The sequence below is a fragment of the Isoptericola sp. NPDC019482 genome, assembly GCF_040632295.1.
Classification (GTDB): Bacteria; Actinomycetota; Actinomycetes; order Actinomycetales; family Cellulomonadaceae; genus Isoptericola.
On record NZ_JBEYBQ010000021.1, the window covers coordinates 51,390 to 70,419 of the forward strand.

Here is a 19,030-nt window from a genome sequence, read left to right on the forward strand (position 1 = left end):
CGGGGACCCGGGCCGACGACGTCAGCCCACCAGGAGGACGTGCAGGGTCCGCGGGCCGTGCACGCCCTCCACGCGGTCCAGCTCGATGTCCGACGTCGCGCTGGGACCGGAGATCCAGGTGAGCGGCCGCTCCGGGTGCGCGCCGAGCAGGCGCACCGCCTCGGGCACGGTCTGCACGGCCTGGTCGGCCCGGACCACGCAGAGGTGCACGTCCGGCACCAGCGAGATCGCCCGCCGGCCCTGGTCGGGCTCCCCGTCGAGCACGATCGTGCCCGTCTCGGAGATCGCGACCCGCGCGGCGGTGACGACGGCGGCGACGGCATCGAGGTCCGCCGCGGCGAGCGGCTGCTCGCGCGAGTCGCGCACGACGTCGACCTCCGCCGGCAGCGCCGCCAGCCACGCGTCGTCCAGCCCGTCGGGGACCACCACCCGCCCCCCGCGCGAGTTGTCAGAGCCAGGTGGGGCTATACCTCCCTGTGGCTCTGACAACTCAGGGCCCGGGGAGTTGTCAGAGCCAGAGCGGGCTATACCTCCTTGTGGCTCTGACAGCTCGGCGACGAGGGCGGCGACGGTGGCGGGCAGGGCGTCGGCGGTGATCTGGTGCACGTGCGCCTTGTAGTCCACCAGCCGGTCGACGAGCTGCTCCAGCACCTCGGGGGAGCCGACGGCGTGCTCGCCGGAAGCCCGGTAGGCGCGCGGCACGGGCTCCGGGTGCGGCGCGGTGCCGACCTTGCCCGACGGCGTCGTGCCGGAGCCGGTCTGCCCCAGCGCCGCGCGCACGCGCGCCAGGACCTCGGTGCGAGCGTCGCTCATCGGGCACCCTCCTCGTGCTCGGGGGTGGTCTCGTGCTCGGCCTGCCACCACTGCCGGAACGTCTGGCGCGGCGGCGCGGGCAGGTCGCGCGCCTTCGTCCACGCCGACGCGGGCGGCGGCGCCACGGAGATGGCGTGGTCCCGACCGCCCAGGCCGGAGCCCAGCGTGGCGGCACGACCGGCGAGAGCGAACCGGTCGCCGTCGGCCATGACCCACGCCGCCGCCTTCATCGCCGTCCGCCACGGGTCGACGCCGCGCGACGAGCGGTCGGCGTCGACCTCCCGGGCGCGCAGGTCGACGAGGATCGACGGGATGTCGATCTTCACCGGGCACACCTCGTAGCAGGCGCCGCACAGCGACGACGCGTACGGCAGGGAGGCGTTGGGGTCGTGGTGCCCGGACACGCCGCCGGTCGACGCGGTGAGCTGCGGCGTGAGGATCGCACCGATCGGCCCGGGGTACACGGAGCCGTAGGCGTGGCCGCCCACCCGCTCGTAGACGGGGCAGACGTTGAGGCACGCGGAGCACCGGATGCAGTGCAGCGCGGAGCGGCCGACCTCGTCGGCGAGCACGTCGGTGCGGCCGTTGTCGAGCAGCACCAGGTGGAACTCCTGCGGCCCGTCGCCCGGCGTCACGCCCGACCACATCGACGTGTACGGGTTCATCCGCTCGCCGGTCGACGAGCGGGGGAGCAGCTGGAGGAACACCTCGAGGTCGTCGAAGGTGGGCACGAGCTTCTCGATGCCCATCACCGTCACGAGCGTCTCCGGCAGGGTGAGGCACATGCGGCCGTTGCCCTCGGACTCGACGACGGCGAGCGTGCCCGTGTCCGCGACGGCGAAGTTCGCGCCGCTCACCGCGACCTTGGCGGACAGGAACTTGCGGCGCAGGTGCGCGCGGGCCGCCATCGCGAGCTCGCGCGGCACGTCCGACAGGTCCGGCGGGGCGTCGCCCATCCGGGCGAGGAAGATGTCGCGGATCTCCGACCGGTTGCGGTGGATCGCCGGGACGAGGATGTGCGACGGCATGTCGTCGGCGAGCTGCACGATCAGCTCGGCCAGGTCGGTCTCGATGGCGGCGATGCCCTCGTCGGCCAGCGCCTCGTTGAGCCCGATCTCCTGCGTGGCCATCGACTTGATCTTGACCACCTCGTCGGCGCCCTTGGCCTTCGCGATGTCCGCGACGATCCGGTTCGCCTCCGCCGCGTCGCGCGCCCAGTGCACGACGCCGCCGCGCGCCACGACGTTCTCCTCGAGCTGCTGGAGCAGGTCGGGCAGGTGGGCCATCACCTGCTGCTTCACGGCCGACCCGGCGTCGCGCAGCGCCTCCCAGTCGGGCACCTCTCCGACGACGGCGGCACGCTTGGTGCGGATGACCTGCGTGGCGTGGCCGAGGTTGCGGCGCAGCTGGTCGTTCTTCAGGGTCTGCTTGGCGGCGGCGGGGAAGTCGTCGCCCCAGCGCAGCGGCTCCTGCGGGTGGGGGACCGGGCCGAACGGCTCGTCGGCGGCGTCGGTCGTGCGGCGGCGGGTGGGCAGGCCGAGGAAGGTCTGGCTCATCGGGCGGCCTCCGTCCTTGCCGGGCGCTCGCGTTCCGGGCGGGTGAACGTCGTCTCGGGCAGGGGCGTGGGCTCCTCGCGGGTCGAGGCGAGCACCTCCGCCAGGTGCAGGGCGCGGACGCCGGTGCCCTGGCGGGAGAGCCCGCCGCCGATGTGCATGAGGCACGACATGTCGCCGGCGGTCAGCACCTCGGCGCCGGTGCCGCGCACGTTCGCGGTCTTGTCCTCGAGCATCGCGGCCGACGTGTCCGCGTTCTTCAGCGCGAACGTGCCGCCGAACCCGCAGCAGGAGTCGGCCGCCGGGAGCTCCACCAGGTCGATGGCCTCGACGGCGCGCAGCAGCCGCAGGGGCTTGTCGCCCACGTGCAGCATCCGCAACGAGTGGCAGGTGGGGTGGTAGGTGACGCGGTGCGGGAACCAGGCGCCGACGTCGGTGAGGCCGAGCACGTCGACCAGCAGCTCGCTCAGCTCGTACGTCTTGGCGGACACCGCCTCCGCCGTGGCGGCCAGGTCGTCCAGGCCCGCGCGGCGGCAGACCATCGCCTGCTGGTGGCGCACCGACCCCGTGCACGAGCCGGACGGCATGACGACGGCGTCCCACTCGCCGTCCGCGACCGGCGCGAACGTCTCCACGTGGTTGCGGATCACGGGGACCGCCTCGCGGAAGTAGCCGGTGTTGACGTGCATCTGCCCGCAGCACGCCTGGTCGGCGGGGAAGACGACCTCGTGGCCGAGGCGTTCCAGCAGCCGCACGGTCGCGCGCGGCGCCCCGGGGAACAGGGTGTCGGCGAGACAGGTGGCGGCGAGGGCGATGCGCATGCGACTCCTCTGTGCTTCGTGCGGTCGTGCTCGTGCGGTGCCGGCGCCAGGCCGCTGCGGTGCGACTGTCGTCAGCCACCGGTCGGCTCGGTCCAGCATGACCCGGGCGGGTCGGGGGCGCCACGGCGGCGGCGCCGAGCGGCCACTGTAGCGGATGTGGTCAGACCATTGCTCCGTACGGTCGTTACGCTGAGCCCGTGCGCACCCACGAACGAGTCCTCGCCCACCTCGAGGAGGGCATCGCCGCCGGCCGCTGGGGCCTCGGCGAACGGCTGCCCGGCGAGCGCGCGCTCGCGGAGGACCTCGGCGTCTCTCGGCCGTCCGTCCGCGAGGCGATCCGCGTGCTCGACGCGCTCGGCATCGTCCGGCCCGGCGTCGGATCCGGGCCGACCGCGGGCGCCGTCGTCATCGACCGCCCGGCCGCCGGCCTGGGCGCCGCCGTGCGGCTGCACGTCGCGACCGGCACGCTGCCGGTGCGGGACGTCGTCGCGACGCGCGTCCTCCTCGAGTCGTGGGCGGTGGCCCAGGCCGCGGAGCGGGTGATGGACCACGCGCCCGGCACGGCCGCGCACCTGGAGGAGGCGCGCCGGCTCCTGGGCCGGATGGAGGACGACGACGTCCCGGCCGCCGAGTTCCTCGAGCTCGACCAGGCGTTCCACCTGGAGTTCGTGCGGATGGCAGGGAACGTGCTGGTCGAGGCCGTGATGACCGGGCTGCGGGGCGCCATCGGCGGGTACGTCGCCGTCGGGATCGAGCGCCTGCCGTCGTGGCCGCGCACCGCCGCGAGGCTGCGCGCCGAGCACCGCGCCGTGCTCGACGCCGTCGCCGCCGGGGACGCCCCGGCCGCCTCCCTCGCGGTGAAGGCGCACATCGAGGGGTTCTCCCGGGAGGCCGGGGTCTGAGGCTCGCGCCCCTGTGGACCGCGGCGCTCCGCGGGGACTTGTGGACGAACGGCGCGTCCCCGCGTCGTGGGCGGGGCCTGTGGATGGCCCGCCGGGGGTGTCGCCGGGGAGCGCTAACGTCCTGCCGGTGGCCGCCGGTCGGCGGCCGCGCGGGACGGGCGGGACGGATCCGGACGGGTGGTGAGGCATGGAGCGGGAGCACGCCGCGCGGCTGGCGCGCGGGCTGATGGCCGAGCACGGGCTGTCCGGCTGGACGTTCCGGTTCGACGGCGCGCGGCGGCGCGCGGGGCTGTGCCGCTACGACCGCCGCGAGATCAGCCTCTCGGGGCCGCTGACGGCGCTGTACGACGAGGGCGACGTGCGCGAGGTGGTCCTGCACGAGATCGCGCACGCGCTCGCCGGCGCCCGGCACGGGCACGACGCCGTCTGGCGCGCCACGGCGCGGTCGATCGGCTCCACGGGTCGGCGCGTGGTGCGCGAGGGGAGCCCTGAGGTGGAGGGCGACTGGGCGGGGGTGTGCCCGGCCGGGCACCGGGTCACCCGGTTCCGCCGTCCGCAGCGGCCGCAGGCGTGCGCCCGCTGCTCGCCGGTCTTCGACCGGCGCTTCCTCCTGTCGTGGACGTACCGCGGGAGCCCGGTGCCCGAGCTCGGGCCGTCGTCGCGCGCGGGCACGGACCCCGTCCGGGACCCGGCCGAGCCACCGACCGGGCGACCGGTCGCGCCGGTCGACCCGGCGGGCGTCCGCCCGGGGGAGCGGCTGCGCGTGGTCGCGCCGGGGCGGTACGGCGGCGTCGTCGGCACCCTCGTGAAGCGCGGGCGGACGCGGTTCCACCTGCGGGTCGGCAGGTCGGTGCTCACGGTGCCGTTCGGTCTCGTGGAGCGCCCGTGACGGGGTCGCCACGCGGAGCTTCACGGTGCCGACCGGGCCCTGAGCGGCCCTGGCGTGGCGCCGATGTGGCGCGGACGTAGCACCTGAGCGGCTCTGGCGGCGGGGCCCTGTGCGGCACCGACGTGGGCCTCGACGTCGCCGTGACCTGGGCTTGTGCTTGCCCGGGTCGACGGGCATCATGGTCGCGCACCACCTGCTTGAATCCATTCAACCTCGGCGGCCGACGATGGCCACCGGGGGTGGCTCGACGACGAGACCTCGAGGTGAGCACCAGTGCCAGCACAGAACCGCACAGCGCGTCCATCGTTGGAAAGCGCTACCCGATCTCCCGGCCGCCGCGCCGCCGGACCCGCCTGCCGCGCCCTCGCCGCGGGGGCGACGACCGTCGGCCTGGTCCTGGCGGGCCTGTCCGCCACCGTCGGCGCCGCATCGAGCGCTGCGGCCGCCGACGTGCCCGCCCCCGCCGCCGTCCGCGTCGCCTACGCCGTCGACGGCACGCTGACGATGCGGTGGAACGAGGCGGAGGGCGCCGCCGGCTACGTGCTCTCGCGCAGCGACGCCGTCGACGGCGAGTACGCCGAGGTGGCGCGCACCGACGAGCGGACGGTCTACGCGACGGACGACGTCGACACCACCGCGGTGCACTACTACCGGGCGCAGGCGATCGGCGCCGACGGAACGCTGTCCGCGCCGTCCGCCGTCGCCGTCGGCACGCTGGTGGGCGACGGCGTCGCCGACCCGGAGATCCCCTCCGACGGCCTCACGCTCGACTTCGGGAACGGGACGACGGCGGCCGGCGCCACGCGGGTCGTCGCCGGCCCGGCGTACTCGAAGGCGAGCCGCGTCGGCTTCGTCGACCCGGCCCAGGTGACCCCGGTCCGGCGGGACGGCGACGACCCGCTGCGCTCCGACCTGGTCCGGGTCGGCGACACGGAGCTCGTGGTCGACCTCCCGGACGGCGACTACACCGTGGGCGTCGTCGCGGGCGACCCGGAGGCCGCCACCGACATCGCGATCACCGCCGAGCAGATGGCCAAGGTCCCCGCCACCCAGAAGGCCGCCGGGGAGTTCCTCGAGACCGAGTTCGACATCGCGCTGGTCGACGGCCAGCTCAACCTCGACTTCGCGGGCGCCGCGGCGAACCTCGCTGCGCTGACGATCACCCCGCAGGCGCCGCGCGAGGCGGGCGCGGAGCCCACCGTCTACGTCACCGGCGACTCGACCGTCCAGACCTACACCGACTACTGGGCCCCGCAGGCCGGCTGGGGCCAGATGCTCCAGCGGTTCCTGTCCGACGGCGTGACGGTCGACAACCACGCGATCGGCGGGCGGTCGTCGAAGAACTTCATCAGCCAGGGCCGCCTCGACGAGGTGCTCCGCCAGATCCGCCCGGGCGACTACCTCTATGTCCAGTTCGGGCACAACGACAACAGCTACGGCGTCGACGACCGCTACGCCGCGCCCGCCGACTACCGCAACTACCTGCGCACCTTCGTCGACGGCGCGAAGCAGCGCGGCGCCACGCCGATCCTCGTGACGCCGGTGTCGCGCCGCAGCTTCGACTCCTCGGGGCACGCGAACGTCTCGTTCCCGCAGTACGTGGAGCAGGCGAGCGCGCTCGCCGAGGAGACCGGCACGCCCCTGGTCGACCTGTCGGCCTCCAGCCGCGCCTACCTCGACGAGATCGGGCCCGAGGCCGCGAAGTCGGTGTTCCTGTGGGTGCCGGCGGGCGTCTACCAGGCCCGCCCCGACGGCACGCAGGACGACACCCACTTCCAGGAGTACGGCGCCATCCAGATGGCGCGCCTGGTCGCGCAGGACACGGCGGCGCTCGACGTCCCCCTGGCCGACGAGGTCGTCGAAGCCGAGCCGCCCGCGGAGGTGCCGGCCGCGCCCATCGGGCTCGCCGCGTCGGCCGTGTCCGGCACGGGCGCCACGCTCACCTGGGACGCGGTCGACGGCGCCGACATCTACCGCGTGGAGCTCAGGGGCGCCGGCGACGACGCCTACGGGCTCGCGACCACGTCCACCATCGGGCGCGTCGACCTCACCGGCCTCGAGGCGGGTGCGTCCTACGACGTACGCGTCGTCGCCGTGAACGGCCGCGGCGACTCCGCGCCGTCCGACACGCTGCGGCTGACCACCAAGGAGCCGCTCTACCGCTTCGACGTGCAGCCCGCGGGCGCCGTGACGATGGACGGCTACCTGCCGCTGGACGACACGACCCTCTACGCGGACGGCGAGGGGTACGGCTTCACCTCGGCGACCGGCCCGGGCGGCCGCGACCGCGGCACGGGCTTCGACCCCGTCCCGACCGCGCTGCAGCGCGACTTCCTGCTGCCGTCGGCGAGCACCCCGATCGCCGTCGACGTCGCGGACGGCACGTACGTCGTCGCCGTCGAGTGGGGCGACATGCTCGGCACCGCCAGTCTCGCGGTCTCGCTCGAGGGCGAGGACCGCGGCTCGGCCAACGCCGGGCGCGGCGGCACCTCGACGCGCGTGCTCGCGCCGGTCGAGGTGACCGACGGGCGGCTCGACGTCGTCGCGGCGGGCTGGCTCAACGGACTGACCATCACGCGCCTCGACGACGAGGCCACGACCACCACCGGAGGGAACCGATGACGACACCCCTGCACCACCTCGCCGCACGGACGCGCGGGAGGGGTCGCCCCCTGGCCGCCGGCGCCCTGACCCTGGGCCTCGTGCTGCCGGCCGTCGGCCTGGCCTCGGCGGCGCCGGCCACGGCGACCGACGACGCCGGCACGACGACGAGCGCGGCCACGACGACACCGAAGCGGCAGGCCGAGCGGATCGACCGCTCCCCGGTCGCGGTGTCCACCGACGACGGCGTGTACGTCGGCTGGCGCATGCTCGGCGACGACCCCGAGGCGATCGGCTTCCACGTCTACCGCGACGGCGAGCGGATCACCGACCGACCGGTCACTGGCTCGACCAACCTCGTCGACCCGGACGGCACGGCGTCCTCGACCTACCGGGTGAGCGCCGTCAAGGGCAACGGCAGGGGCAAGGGCAACGAGCGGTGGGCCACGGACGAGTTCACGGTCTGGGACGGCCAGACCCTCGACGTCCCGCTCGACAAGCCCGCCGACGGCACGACGCCCGACGGCAAGGCCTACTCCTACCGCGCCAACGACGCCTCGGTCGGCGACGTCGACGGCGACGGGCAGTACGAGATCGTGCTCAAGTGGGACCCGTCCAACTCCAAGGACAACTCCCAGTCCGGATACACCGGGAACGTCTACCTGGACGCCTACGAGCTGGACGGCACGCAACTGTGGCGGGTCGACCTGGGGCGCAACATCCGCGCGGGCGCGCACTACACCCAGTTCCAGGTCTTCGACTACGACGGCGACGGCCGCGCCGAGGTCATGGCCAAGACCGCCGACGGCACCGTCGACGGCGCGGGCACGGTGATCGGCGACGCCGACGCCGACTACCGCAACTCGTCGGGGTACGTGCTGGCCGGGCCCGAGTTCCTCACCGTCTTCGACGGCGGGACCGGCGCCGCCGTCGACACGGTCGACTACACGCCGCCGCGCGGCACGGTCACCGACTGGGGTGACGGGTACGGCAACCGGGTCGACCGGTTCCTCGCGGGGACCGCGTACCTCGACGGCGAGCACCCGAGCGCGATCTTCTCGCGCGGCTACTACACGCGGGCCGCCATCGCGGCCTACGACTTCGACGGCGAGCACCTGACGCAGCGCTGGGTCTTCGACTCGAAGGTCGAGGGCAAGGAGTACGAGGGGCAGGGCAACCACAACCTCGCCGTCGCGGACGTCGACGGGGACGCGAAGGACGAGATCGTCTTCGGCTCGATGACGATCGACGACGACGGCTCCGCCCTCTACAACACCGGGCTGGGCCACGGGGACGCGCTGCACGTGGGCGACCTCGACCCGTCCCGGCCGGGACTCGAGGTCTTCGCGGCCCAGGAGGACATGGGCCGGTCGGGGAACAACGGCGCCACGTTCCGCGACGCGGCGACCGGCGAGGTGCTCTGGTCGATCCCCGCCGCGCGCGACACCGGTCGCGCTGCCGCGGGCGACATCGACCCGCGGTACGAGGGCGCCGAGGGCTGGGCCGTCGGCGGCGACGCCGCGTGGAACTCCCGGGTGGGCGAGCTGCACGCCGCGTCCGGCGAGCTGATCGGGAACACCATCCCGGCCGCCAACTTCCTCACCTACTGGGACGGCGACCTGCTCGCGGAGATCGGCGACCACGAGTTCGACGACGGCCCCCGCACCGGCGTGCCCACCATCTCGAAGTGGGACTACGAGAAGGGCGAGCAGGTCGAGATCTACCGCGCGACCGGCACGCTGTCGAACAACGACACCAAGGGCACCCCCGCTCTCCAGGCGGACCTGTTCGGCGACTGGCGCGAGGAGATCGTCACCCGCACCGAGGACTCGACGGCGCTGCGGATCGCCACGACGGTGATCCCCACCGAGCACCGGCTGCGCACCCTCATGTCCGACCCGGTGTACCGGCTCGGCGTCGCGTGGCAGAACACCGCCTACAACCAGCCGCCGCACACGTCGTACTTCCTCGGCGAGGGGGTGACGACGCCCGCCGCCCCGGCGCTGGCGTACACGACGCCGGCCCGCCCGGGGGAGAAGGTCGGGCGCTGACCCACCCGCCCCGCGAGCGCGGGTGAGAGCAGGGCGGGTGCGGTGGGATGATCGCTCCCATGAGTGAGTCCACCGCACCCGCCCTGACGTTGCCGGCGGGAGCTGCCGGTTCCAGGATCGTCGGCATCGGGCACCACCAGCCCGAGAAGGTCATGACCAACGACGACATCGCGCAGCTCGTCGAGACCAACGACGAGTGGATCCGGTCGCGGACCGGCATCGTCACGCGCCACGTCGCGGCGGACCACGTCACCGTCGCGGACATGGCGACGGGGGCCGCCCGGCACGCGCTCGACGACGCCGGCGTCCCCGCCTCCGACGTCGACCTCGTGGTCGTGGCGACCACGACGGCGTTCGACCGGTCGCCCAACACGGCCGGCCGCGTCGCCTACGCGCTGCGGACGGGCGTCCAGCCCGGGGCGAGCACCCCCGAGGGCGAGGACGAGCCCGACCTGCGGGGCGTCGTCGGGCCCGCCGTCATCGACCTCAACACGGCCTGCTCCGGCTTCGCGTACGCGGTGGGCGTCGCCGACCAGGCCATCCGGGCCGGGTCCGCACGCACCGCCGTCGTGATCGGCTCGGAGAAGCTCACCGCGGTGACCGACTGGTCCGACCGCAGCAGCTGCATCCTCACCGCCGACGGCGCGGGCGCGGTCGTCCTGCAGGCCTCGGACACGCCCGCCGTCGGTCCCGTCGTCTGGGGCTCCGAGCCCGAGATCACCCCCGCCGTGCGCATCGAGGCGCCCGCCGACAAGTTCGTCCAGGACGGCCGCGCCGTCTTCAAGTGGGCCATCACCCGCGCCGCGGACCGCGCCCGCCGCGTGGTCGAGGCGTCCGGCCTCACGCTCGACGACATCGGCGTGCTGGTGGCCCATCAGGCCAACCTGCGGATCATCGAGCCGCTCGCCAAGGGGCTGGGCCTGGAGGACCGCGTGGTGGTCACCGACATCACCGAGTCCGGCAACACCTCGGCCGCGTCGATCCCGATGGGGCTGTCGAAGTGGTGGCACTCGGGCAAGGTCCCGGCGGGCACGCCGGCGCTGCTCTTCGGTTTCGGCGGCGGCTTCACCTGGGCCGGCCAGGTCGTCATCACCCCGTCGCGATAGAGAGCCTCGGTCCGGGGCTCTCTGTCTCGCGCGAGGGTGGGGACGACGGCGCCGCTCGGGTAGGCTGGTCGGAAACCGCTTACCGACGTCGCCGTCGCGGCGACACGCAAGGAGATCGACGATGCCCTCCGTCCCCACCCCCTCCGCCGGCGCCGAGCGCCGTCGCTACGCCGTCGCGGGCGCCGGCCACCGCGCCGGCATGTACGTCAACGCGCTGATCGGGGACCACGCCGACGACGGCGAGATCGTCGCGTGGGTGGAGCCCAACCCGGTGCGCGCGGCCGTGCACGAGGCGAAGGTCGCCGCCGCGGTCGGCGGCGAGCGCCCCGTCTACCACCCGGACCACCTGGAGAAGGCGCTCGACGAGCAGCGGGTCGACCGGCTCATCGTGACGTCCGTCGACAACACGCACGCGGACCTCGTCTCGCGGGCGCTGCGCGCGGGCGTCGACGTCGTCGTCGAGAAGCCGATCGCCGCCACGGAGGCCGAGGCGCGGCAGATCGCGGACGCCGTCGCCGAGACCGGCCGCGACCTCACGATGACCTTCAACTACCGCTACTCGCCGCGGAACTCCGCGCTGCGCGAGGTCATCGCCTCCGGCGAGATCGGGCAGGTGCTGAGCGTCCACTTCGACTGGGCGCTCGACACCGTGCACGGCGCGGACTACTTCCGCCGCTGGCACCGGGAGAAGGTCAACAACGGCGGTCTGCTGGTGCACAAGTCCAGCCACCACTTCGACCTCGTGAACTGGTGGATCGACGCCGTCCCGCAGCGCGTGTTCGCCAGCGGCGGGCGCCGGTTCTACGGCGACGACGCCGCGCACGCCGTCGGCTACGAGCCCACCGCGGGGGAGCAGGCCCTCAACGGGCAGGGCGTGGACCCGTGGCGCATCGACGTCGACGCCGACCCGTACCTCTCCGAGCTGTACGGCGCCGAGGCACAGGCCGTGGACGGCTACCGCCGCGACCGCAGCGTCTTCGACGCGGGCATCACCACCGAGGACACCCTCGGGCTCGTCGTGGAGTACGCCGGGGGCCCGGTGCTCACCTACTCGCTCACGGCCAGCGCGCCGTGGGAGGGGTACCGCGTCGTCGTCAACGGCTCGCGCGGTCGTGCGGAGCTCGAGGTCGTCGAGCGCGGGTCCGTCGTCTTCGGCGCGGACGGTAAGGCGACCGTCGACCCGAGCTTCACCGCGACGTTCGGCGAGGACACCGTGCGCCCGGAGGGCGAGCGCCTCGTCGTGCAGAAGCACTGGGAGCGGGCCGAGGAGCGGCCCATCGTCGCCGTCGGCCACGGCGGTCACGGCGGCGGCGACGCCCTCCTGCTGGCCGACGTCTTCCGCGGCCGCACCGAGGCCGACCCGCTGGGCCGCGCCGCCGGCTTCCGCGACGGCCTGCGCGCGTCGGGCATCGGCTACGCCGGCAACCGCTCCTTGGCCAGCGGCGACCCGGTCCGCCTCGACGACCTGGGCCTCGGCATCGACCTCTGAGTGCCGAGAGAGAGAACCCCTGAGCGCGAGATAGAGAGGCTCAGGGGTTCTCTCTCTCGGCGAGGTCAGCGGGCCCAGGGTGCGTCGAGCTCCGCGAACGTCCGCTGCGTGCGCGCGACCTCGGCGCACCAGTGCTCGACGTCGCGCACGACGGGCCGCCGCTCGTCGCCGTCGCCCCGCCACTCGATGTGCTCGGGCGCGACCGGCGTCGGGTCGGCGCTGGTGCGCACGGCCTCGAGCACCCGCATGAACGCGCCGGTGTCGCGGACGTCGCACAGGAGCCGACGGCGGTCGTCGTCGCGCGCCGCCAGCAGGTCCTCCAGCAGGGAGGTGCGCCCGTAGGTCTTGTCCATCTGCAGGGTCTCGGTGCGCAGCAGCAGGCGGTCGTGCTCGTACTCGAGGACCAGCTCGCCGCGGGTGCCGGTGACGACCACGCGCGCGGGGGTGCGCTCGGCCGCGCACAACGTGAGCCCGAAGCCGTACCGCCGGCCGGCGGCGTCCTTGACCCGCACCGAGGAGGTGTCGTCCGCCTCGATCGGGTTGGCGCGGTACAGGTCGGTGTCCACCCAGGCGACGTCCTGCGAGGTGGTCGCCCCGCCCAGCCGCAGCGTGGTCGCGACCGCGTGGGCCAGCGGGTTGGTCACCACGCCGTCGACGACGTCGCGCCCGTCGAGCCGGCGGCGGCCCGCCCAGGCGGCGCGCTTCCAGTACGACGCGGTGCGCACCCAGGTGCCGACGGCGCCGAAGCCCTGCACCTCGCCGATCTCTCCGCGGGCCAGGAGGTCCGCGGCCGCGGGCAGGGCGTGCGAGCCGAAGGTCTGGAAGCCCACCTGGCAGCGTCGGCCCGTGCGCTCGGCCACCGCGACGAGCTCGGCGTGCTCGGCGAGCGACGCCGTCGTCGGCTTCTCCAGCAGGACGTCGATGCCCGCCTCCATGGCGGCGCGGGCGAGCGGCAGGTGGGTGGGGATGGGCGTGCTCAGCACGACGACGTCCACCTGCGCCTGCGGCGTGGACAGCAGGTCGCCGAACGTCGGGAACCAGGGGACCCCGGCGTCGTGCGCCTCGTGGCCGGGGCCGGGCTCGCGCGGGTCGACGACGGCGGCGAGCCGCGCCCGTCCGGTGCGCTGCAGCTCGAGCACCCGGCGCACGTGGGAGGCGCCGTGGCCGTGCAGGCCCACGACCGCGATCTGCGGGGCGATCCGGGTGGCAGAGCCGTCGGAGGTCGGGTCGGTCATCGTCGTCCTGTCCGTCTCGTGCGGGGGTGTCGTGCGGGGGTGTCGTGCGGGAGCGGCGGCCGGCAGGTCAGCGCAGCGCGGCGGCCAGGGCCGCGGCCTCGTCGAGGTCGAGGGCGCGGTCCACCAGGGCGGCCACGAGGCCCGTCTCGACGGTGCCGCCGGCGGGCACCGCGAGCGGCGTGTCCCACGCGAGCGCGGGCCCGGCGCCGGGGTACTCCGCGGCACGGAGGAACCAGGGCCGCGGCGGCGACGTCTGCGCGAGCAGCAGCGTCGTCGGGCGGTCCTCGGCGTAGGGGTCGTGGTGCTGCTGCACGTACGCCACCCACGGCGACGTGCTGCCGTGGGCCAGGGACTCGCCCTCGCCCTCCTGCGACAGCACGGCCGTGCTCTGCGACATCGGCGCGCGCCAGAAGACGCCGCCGTACCCGGCGCCCGGGCGGCCGTTGGTGGCCGGCGAGCGGATCTCCAGCGGCCGGTACGTCGCGTGCAGCGTGGTGCGCCACTCGAGCACCCAGGTGTCGTCGCCGATCAGGCGGGCGCCGAGCCGGCGCTGCTCGTCGAGCAGCGGCTCGCCGTGCTCGTCGTCCCAGCGCACCGTGTCGTGCAGCACGTGCGGCGCGAGCGGGTCGACCTCCGCGCCGATGCTGACCTGCCGGCCGTGGTTCGGCAGCAGCGTGGGGCCGACGTCCGCCACGAACGTGCGGCCGCCCCAGAAGCTCGTGCCGTTGACGTCGGGCACCGCCACGCTCACGCCGTAGTGGTGCCGGTGGTCCACCGGCTCCGACTCGGTGAGCGCGACGCCCGCCAGGGAGTGCACCGGGTGCAGGTACGGGCGGGGGGAGTGGATGGCCGGCAGCCGCTCGCCGTCGACGTACCGCGCCAGCGGCACGCGGTCGCGGGTGTGCCGCAGCACGATCTCGCGCGGCTCCACGGACCAGGTCGGGCCGGGGTCGACGACGTCCGCCTCCGGCGCCGCGGCCGGCTCGGGCTCGGTGACCACGGCGCGTGCGAGGCCGCGCGGCACCGGGCCGGTGCTGGAGCGCGCCTCGAGGCGGGCGGTGAACCGGGTGGTGGCGGCGGCGTGCGCGTCGTCGTCGATGACGGCGTGCAGCTCGCGCCACGCCTGCCGCCCGAGCTCGGCCTGGGGCACGGACACGGTGGTCAGGCCCGGGGTCGCGTAGCGGGCGAGGTCGATGTCGTCGAAGCCGGCCACGGAGATGTCGCCGGGCACGGCGACGCCCGCCTCGTTGAGCGCCGCCAGGAGGCCGAACGCCACGAGGTCGTTGTAGGCGACGACGGCGGTGGCGCGGCTCGCGAGCACCTCGCCCGCGGCGGCGTGCCCGGAGGCCAGGTCGGCGCCCACGGGGAGCTCGACGATCTCGAGGTCGCGGTGGCGTCGGAGGGCGGTGGCGAGGCCGGTACGGCGGGCCACGTCGGTGGCGGCGGCCCGCGGGCCGGCGAGGTAGGCGAGGCGACGGTGGCCGAGGCCGACGAGGTGCTCGACGACCTGCACGGTCGCGTCCTCGTAGTCGATGACCAGGCTCGGGGTGGACGGGTGCTCGACGGGACGGTTGATCACCGCCGCCGGGGACACGAGCGGGAGCAGCGCGTCGAGCGCGGCGCCGGGCATCCGGGGCGCGACCAGGATGAGTGCGTCGCACCGCATGCGCGCCTCGCGGGCGATGGCGGCCTCCTCCGAGGGGTCCTCGGCGGCGTCGGCCACGAGGACTCGGTAGCCGTCCTCGGCGGCGGCGGAGGTCACGCCGCGCAGGATCTGCTGGAACACGGGGTTGCCCAGGTCCGGCACGACGAGCGCGACCGTCTCCGTGCGCCCGAGGGACAGGCTGCGTGCCACGTTGCTGGGGCGGTAGTTGAGGTCGATCGCCGTCTCCTGCACCCGCGCGGCGATGGCGGGGTCGACGGTGCTGCGACCGTTCATCACACGGGAGACCGTGGCGCGCGAGACGCCGGCGGCGGCGGCGACGTCCGCGATCGTGACGGACGGTCGCCGGACGTTCAGCTCAGGCATCGGTGCCTCCTCGTGCTCACGAGCCGACGGTACACCATTGGAAACCGGTTCCTCCCGTGGTACGTGCCCGAGAAGCAACCGGTTTCCAGGAGCGGTTCGCCTGGAGACCCTCGGATCGACGGAGATCGGGAGGCCGGGATGACGCCCATCAGCACGCCGATCGGCAGCGTGATCGGCAGCGTGGTCCACGGGGTGCCGCCATGGCGGTGATCCAGGAGGTCGCACGCACCCGCGGGGCCGCCCAGGAACGGCGCAAGGGCGACGGCAAGGCCGCGGCGCTCTTCCTCGCCCCGTGGTTCGTCGGGCTGATCCTCGTCACGGCGTTCCCGCTGGTCGCGTCCCTGTACCTGTCGTTCACGGACTACAGCCTGCTCGAGGCCCCAGGCTGGATCGGGCTCGAGAACTACACCGCGATGTTCTCGGACCCGCGGTTCTTCCAGGCGCTCAAGGTCACCTTCACCTACGTGCTGGTCTCCGTGCCGCTGCAGCTCGCCGCCGCGCTGGCCCTGGCCATGGTGCTCGACAAGGGCCTGCGCGGCCTGGCCTTCTACCGCTCCGTGTACTACCTGCCGTCGCTGCTCGGCGGCAGCGTCGCCATCGCCATCCTGTGGCGGCAGGTCTTCGGCGCCGACGGGCTCGTCAACCAGATCCTCGGGTTCTTCGGGATCGAGGGCGTCGGCTGGGTGTCGCACCCCGACTACGCGCTCGGCACCCTCATGATCCTGAACGTCTGGACGTTCGGTGCGCCGATGATCATCTTCCTGGCCGGGCTGCGGCAGATCCCGCAGATGTACTACGAGGCCGCGTCGATCGACGGCGCCGGCCGGTGGCGGCGCTTCCGCAGCATCACGGTGCCGCTGCTCACGCCGATCATCTTCTTCAACCTGGTGCTGCAGCTCATCGGGGCGTTCCAGTCGTTCACGCAGGCGTTCATCGTCAGCGGCGGCACGGGCGGGCCGGTCGACTCCACCCTCTTCTACACGCTCTACCTCTACGAGAAGGGCTTCAGCTCCTACCAGATGGGGTACGCGTCCGCGATGGCGTGGTTCCTGCTGCTCGTCGTGGCGGGCATGACCGCCGTGAACTTCCTCGCCTCCAAGTTCTGGGTCTTCTACGATGACTGACGCTCCCGCGCGCACCGAGCCGCGCCCCGAGTCGCACCCCGCCGGTCCCCGCCCCACGCTCTCCGAGGTGGCGGCGACCTACCCCGAGCGCCGACCGTCCCGCGGTCGTGCCTGGGCCGCCGTCCGCCGCGTGCTCCGCCACGTCGCGCTGATCGGCTTCGGGCTGGTCATGCTCTATCCGCTGCTGTGGATGCTGGCCAGCTCGTTCAAGCCGACCGAGCTGATCTTCCGCGAGCCGGGGCTGATCCCCACCGAGTGGGACTTCGGCAACTACACCGACGGCTGGAACGCGCTGCTGGACCCGTTCAGCCACTACCTGCTGAACTCGGCGATCGTCGTGCTCGGCTCGGTGCTGGGCAACCTGGTGTCGTGCTCGATGGCGGCCTACGCGTTCGCCCGGCTGAAGTTCCGGGGCCGCAACCTGTGGTTCGCGATCATGCTCATGTCGATCATGCTGCCGATCCACGTGATCATCGTGCCGCAGTACATCCTGTTCTCGTCGCTATCCTGGATCAACACGTTCCTGCCGCTCATCGTGCCGAAGCTGCTGGCCACGGACGCGTTCTTCGTGTTCCTCATGGTGCAGTTCTTCCGCGGCATCCCGAAGGACCTCGACGAGGCCGCCCGGCTCGACGGCTGCGGGCACGTGCGCATCTACCTGCGGATCATGCTGCCCCTGTCGCTGCCGGCGCTCGCCACCACCGCGATCTTCACGTTCATCTGGACGTGGAACGACTTCTTCAGCCAGCTCATCTTCCTGACGAAGCCGGACATGTACACCGTGCCCATCGCGCTGCGGACGTTCGTGGACGCCACCAGCAACAGCTCGTGGGGTCCGCTGTTCGCGATGTCGATCGTCTCCCTGATCCCCGTGTTCCTCGTCTTCCTGTTCGGCCAGAAGTACCTCGTCAAGGGCATCGCCACCACCGGCATCAAGTAGTTCGCACCCGTTCGAAGGAGAACCTCATGCGAGTCACAGCCATCCGGGCGGCACGACGCCGCGGCGTCGCGCTCGTCGCGCTCACCGCGGCGGGGGCGCTCGCCCTCACCGCCTGCTCCGGCGACTCCGGCGCCATGCCGTCGGACGACGACGGCGGCGGCGACGGGGACGTCGAGATCCGCTTCGCCTGGTGGGGGTCGGACGACCGGCACAAGACCACCCAGCAGATCATCGACCTCTTCGAGGAGAAGAACCCCGGCATCACCGTGGTGCCGGACTACACCGACTGGGACGGCTACTGGGACAAGCTCGCCACCGCCACGGCGGGCGGCGACACCCCGGACGTCATCACCCAGGAGGAGCGGTACCTCTCCGACTACGCGTCGCGCGGCGTCATCGGTGAGATGACCGGCGTCGACACCGCCGAGATCCCCGAGGACATCCTCAGCACGGGTGAGGTCGACGGGAAGCTCGTCGGCATCCCGACGGGCGTCAACGCCTACGCGATGGTCGCAGACCCGCAGATCTTCGCCGACGCCGGAGTCGAGATGCCGGACGACAAGACCTGGACCTGGGACGAGTACGTCGACATCGCGGGGAAGATCTCGAAGGGCGCCGGCGACGGCGTCTGGGGCGCGCAGGACTACGGCTTCAACGAGGCCGGCCTCAACGTGCTCGCCCGGCAGAAGGGCGAGACCCTCTACAAGGCCGACGGCACCCTCGGCGTCTCGAAGGAGACGGTCGCGGAGTTCTTCCAGACGTCGCTGGACCTCATGGCGAACGGCGGCCAGCCCGACGCGTCGCGGTCGGTGGAGTACCAGAACGCCGGGCCCGAGGGCTCGCTGCTCGGCACCAACGCGGGCGCCATGGGCGTGTGGTGGTCCAACCAGCTCGGCGCGCTCTCCGACGCGTCCGGGCACGAGCTGGAGCTGCTGCGCCTGCCGGGCGAGTCCGAGTTCGAGCGCACCGGGATGTACTTCAAGCCGGCCATGTACTACTCGATCTCCGCGAAGACGGAGCACCCCGAGGAGTCGGCGAAGCTCGTGGACTTCCTGCTCAACGACCCCGAGGTCGCCAAGCTCCAGCTCACCGACCGCGGCCTGCCGGCCAACCTGACGGTGCGCGAGGCGATCCTGCCCGAGCTCACGGCCGCGGACCAGAAGGTCGCGGACTTCATGGCCGACCTGGAGACCGACATCGTCGACAACCCGGCCGTGCCGCCGAACGGCGCGAACGAGATCCAGGACATCATGATCCGCATCAACACCGAGGTGCTGTTCGAGCGCATGACGCCCGACGAGGCCGCCGACGCGTTCCTCCAGGACGTCGGCGCGGCGATCGGCGGCTGACCGGGTCCGCATCGAGCGTGCTGACTTGTTCCTCTTCTTCGCCGGCGCCGGCACGCTCAACTACGGGCACAACAACCCGCTGCTCAAGCAGGTGCTGCTGGACTACCTCACCGATGACCGCATGGTGC

Annotated in this window: 14 protein-coding genes; 9 read left to right on the forward strand and 5 right to left on the reverse strand. The window is 73.4% G+C overall.

All coding sequences use genetic code 11. The features are described from left to right. Window positions 1-21: 21 nt before the first annotated feature. The 3 genes from ABZ493_RS14385 to ABZ493_RS14395 are packed head-to-tail and all read right to left on the reverse strand — an operon-like array spanning window position 22 to window position 3,187. Window positions 22-813: an LUD domain-containing protein gene (locus ABZ493_RS14385; protein ID WP_430582821.1), complete on the reverse strand. Its 792-nt coding sequence runs from the start codon at window positions 811-813 to the stop codon at window positions 22-24. Further along, window positions 810-2,369: a LutB/LldF family L-lactate oxidation iron-sulfur protein gene (locus tag ABZ493_RS14390; protein WP_430582822.1), complete on the reverse strand. Its 1,560-nt coding sequence runs from the start codon at window positions 2,367-2,369 to the stop codon at window positions 810-812. Before ABZ493_RS14390 ends, ABZ493_RS14385 begins: the two co-directional genes overlap by 4 nt. Continuing rightward, window positions 2,366-3,187 (reverse strand): (Fe-S)-binding protein, encoded by an 822-nt coding sequence (locus ABZ493_RS14395; RefSeq protein ID WP_430582823.1) that lies wholly within the window; start codon window positions 3,185-3,187, stop codon window positions 2,366-2,368. The genes ABZ493_RS14390 and ABZ493_RS14395 overlap by 4 nt, the downstream gene beginning before the upstream one ends. Before the next feature lie 197 nt (window positions 3,188-3,384). On the opposite strand from ABZ493_RS14395, the gene ABZ493_RS14400 reads away from it, so the two are divergent. The 6 genes from ABZ493_RS14400 to ABZ493_RS14425 all read left to right on the forward strand — a co-directional run bounded on the left by ABZ493_RS14400 (window position 3,385) and on the right by ABZ493_RS14425 (window position 12,225). Beyond that, window positions 3,385-4,089: an FCD domain-containing protein gene (locus ABZ493_RS14400; protein WP_430582824.1), complete on the forward strand. Its 705-nt coding sequence runs from the start codon at window positions 3,385-3,387 to the stop codon at window positions 4,087-4,089. Window positions 4,090-4,276: 187 nt separating this feature from the next. Further along, window positions 4,277-4,978 carry a SprT-like domain-containing protein gene (locus tag ABZ493_RS14405; RefSeq protein WP_430582825.1) on the forward strand — a complete coding sequence of 234 codons (702 nt, stop codon included), beginning with the start codon at window positions 4,277-4,279 and terminating at the stop codon, window positions 4,976-4,978. A gap of 306 nt (window positions 4,979-5,284) precedes the next feature. Then, window positions 5,285-7,600 carry an SGNH/GDSL hydrolase family protein gene (locus ABZ493_RS14410; RefSeq protein ID WP_430582826.1) on the forward strand — a complete coding sequence of 772 codons (2,316 nt, stop codon included), beginning with the start codon at window positions 5,285-5,287 and terminating at the stop codon, window positions 7,598-7,600. Next, complete coding sequence (locus ABZ493_RS14415) at window positions 7,597-9,630, forward strand: rhamnogalacturonan lyase (protein ID WP_430582827.1); 2,034 nt, start codon at window positions 7,597-7,599, stop codon at window positions 9,628-9,630. Before ABZ493_RS14410 ends, ABZ493_RS14415 begins: the two co-directional genes overlap by 4 nt. Before the next feature lie 59 nt (window positions 9,631-9,689). Then, on the forward strand, window positions 9,690-10,736 hold the full coding sequence (locus tag ABZ493_RS14420; protein ID WP_430582828.1) for a beta-ketoacyl-ACP synthase III: 1,047 nt from the start codon (window positions 9,690-9,692) through the stop codon (window positions 10,734-10,736). A 121-nt stretch (window positions 10,737-10,857) separates the two neighbouring features. Beyond that, on the forward strand, window positions 10,858-12,225 hold the full coding sequence (locus ABZ493_RS14425; protein ID WP_430582829.1) for a Gfo/Idh/MocA family oxidoreductase: 1,368 nt from the start codon (window positions 10,858-10,860) through the stop codon (window positions 12,223-12,225). Window positions 12,226-12,290: 65 nt separating this feature from the next. On the opposite strand, the gene ABZ493_RS14430 is transcribed toward ABZ493_RS14425, so the two are convergent. Next, a complete protein-coding gene (locus ABZ493_RS14430; RefSeq protein WP_430582830.1) occupies window positions 12,291-13,460 on the reverse strand; it encodes a Gfo/Idh/MocA family oxidoreductase in 1,170 nt (389 codons plus the stop codon). Between the two features lie 67 nt (window positions 13,461-13,527). After that, entirely contained in the window at window positions 13,528-15,489 is a 1,962-nt protein-coding gene (locus ABZ493_RS14435; RefSeq protein WP_430582831.1) for a DUF6807 family protein, read from the reverse strand. A gap of 200 nt (window positions 15,490-15,689) precedes the next feature. On the opposite strand from ABZ493_RS14435, the gene ABZ493_RS14440 reads away from it, so the two are divergent. From ABZ493_RS14440 to ABZ493_RS14450, 3 genes are read left to right on the forward strand one after another with little or no spacing between them, the layout of a single operon-like run. Then, window positions 15,690-16,613, forward strand: coding sequence for a sugar ABC transporter permease (locus tag ABZ493_RS14440; RefSeq protein WP_430582832.1), 924 nt, complete (start codon window positions 15,690-15,692; stop codon window positions 16,611-16,613). Then, on the forward strand, window positions 16,606-17,553 hold the full coding sequence (locus tag ABZ493_RS14445) for a carbohydrate ABC transporter permease (protein ID WP_430582833.1): 948 nt from the start codon (window positions 16,606-16,608) through the stop codon (window positions 17,551-17,553). Before ABZ493_RS14440 ends, ABZ493_RS14445 begins: the two co-directional genes overlap by 8 nt. A 26-nt stretch (window positions 17,554-17,579) precedes the next feature. Next, window positions 17,580-18,902, forward strand: a complete 1,323-nt coding sequence (locus ABZ493_RS14450) for an extracellular solute-binding protein (protein ID WP_430582834.1) — start codon at window positions 17,580-17,582, stop codon at window positions 18,900-18,902. Window positions 18,903-19,030: the final 128 nt, after the last annotated feature.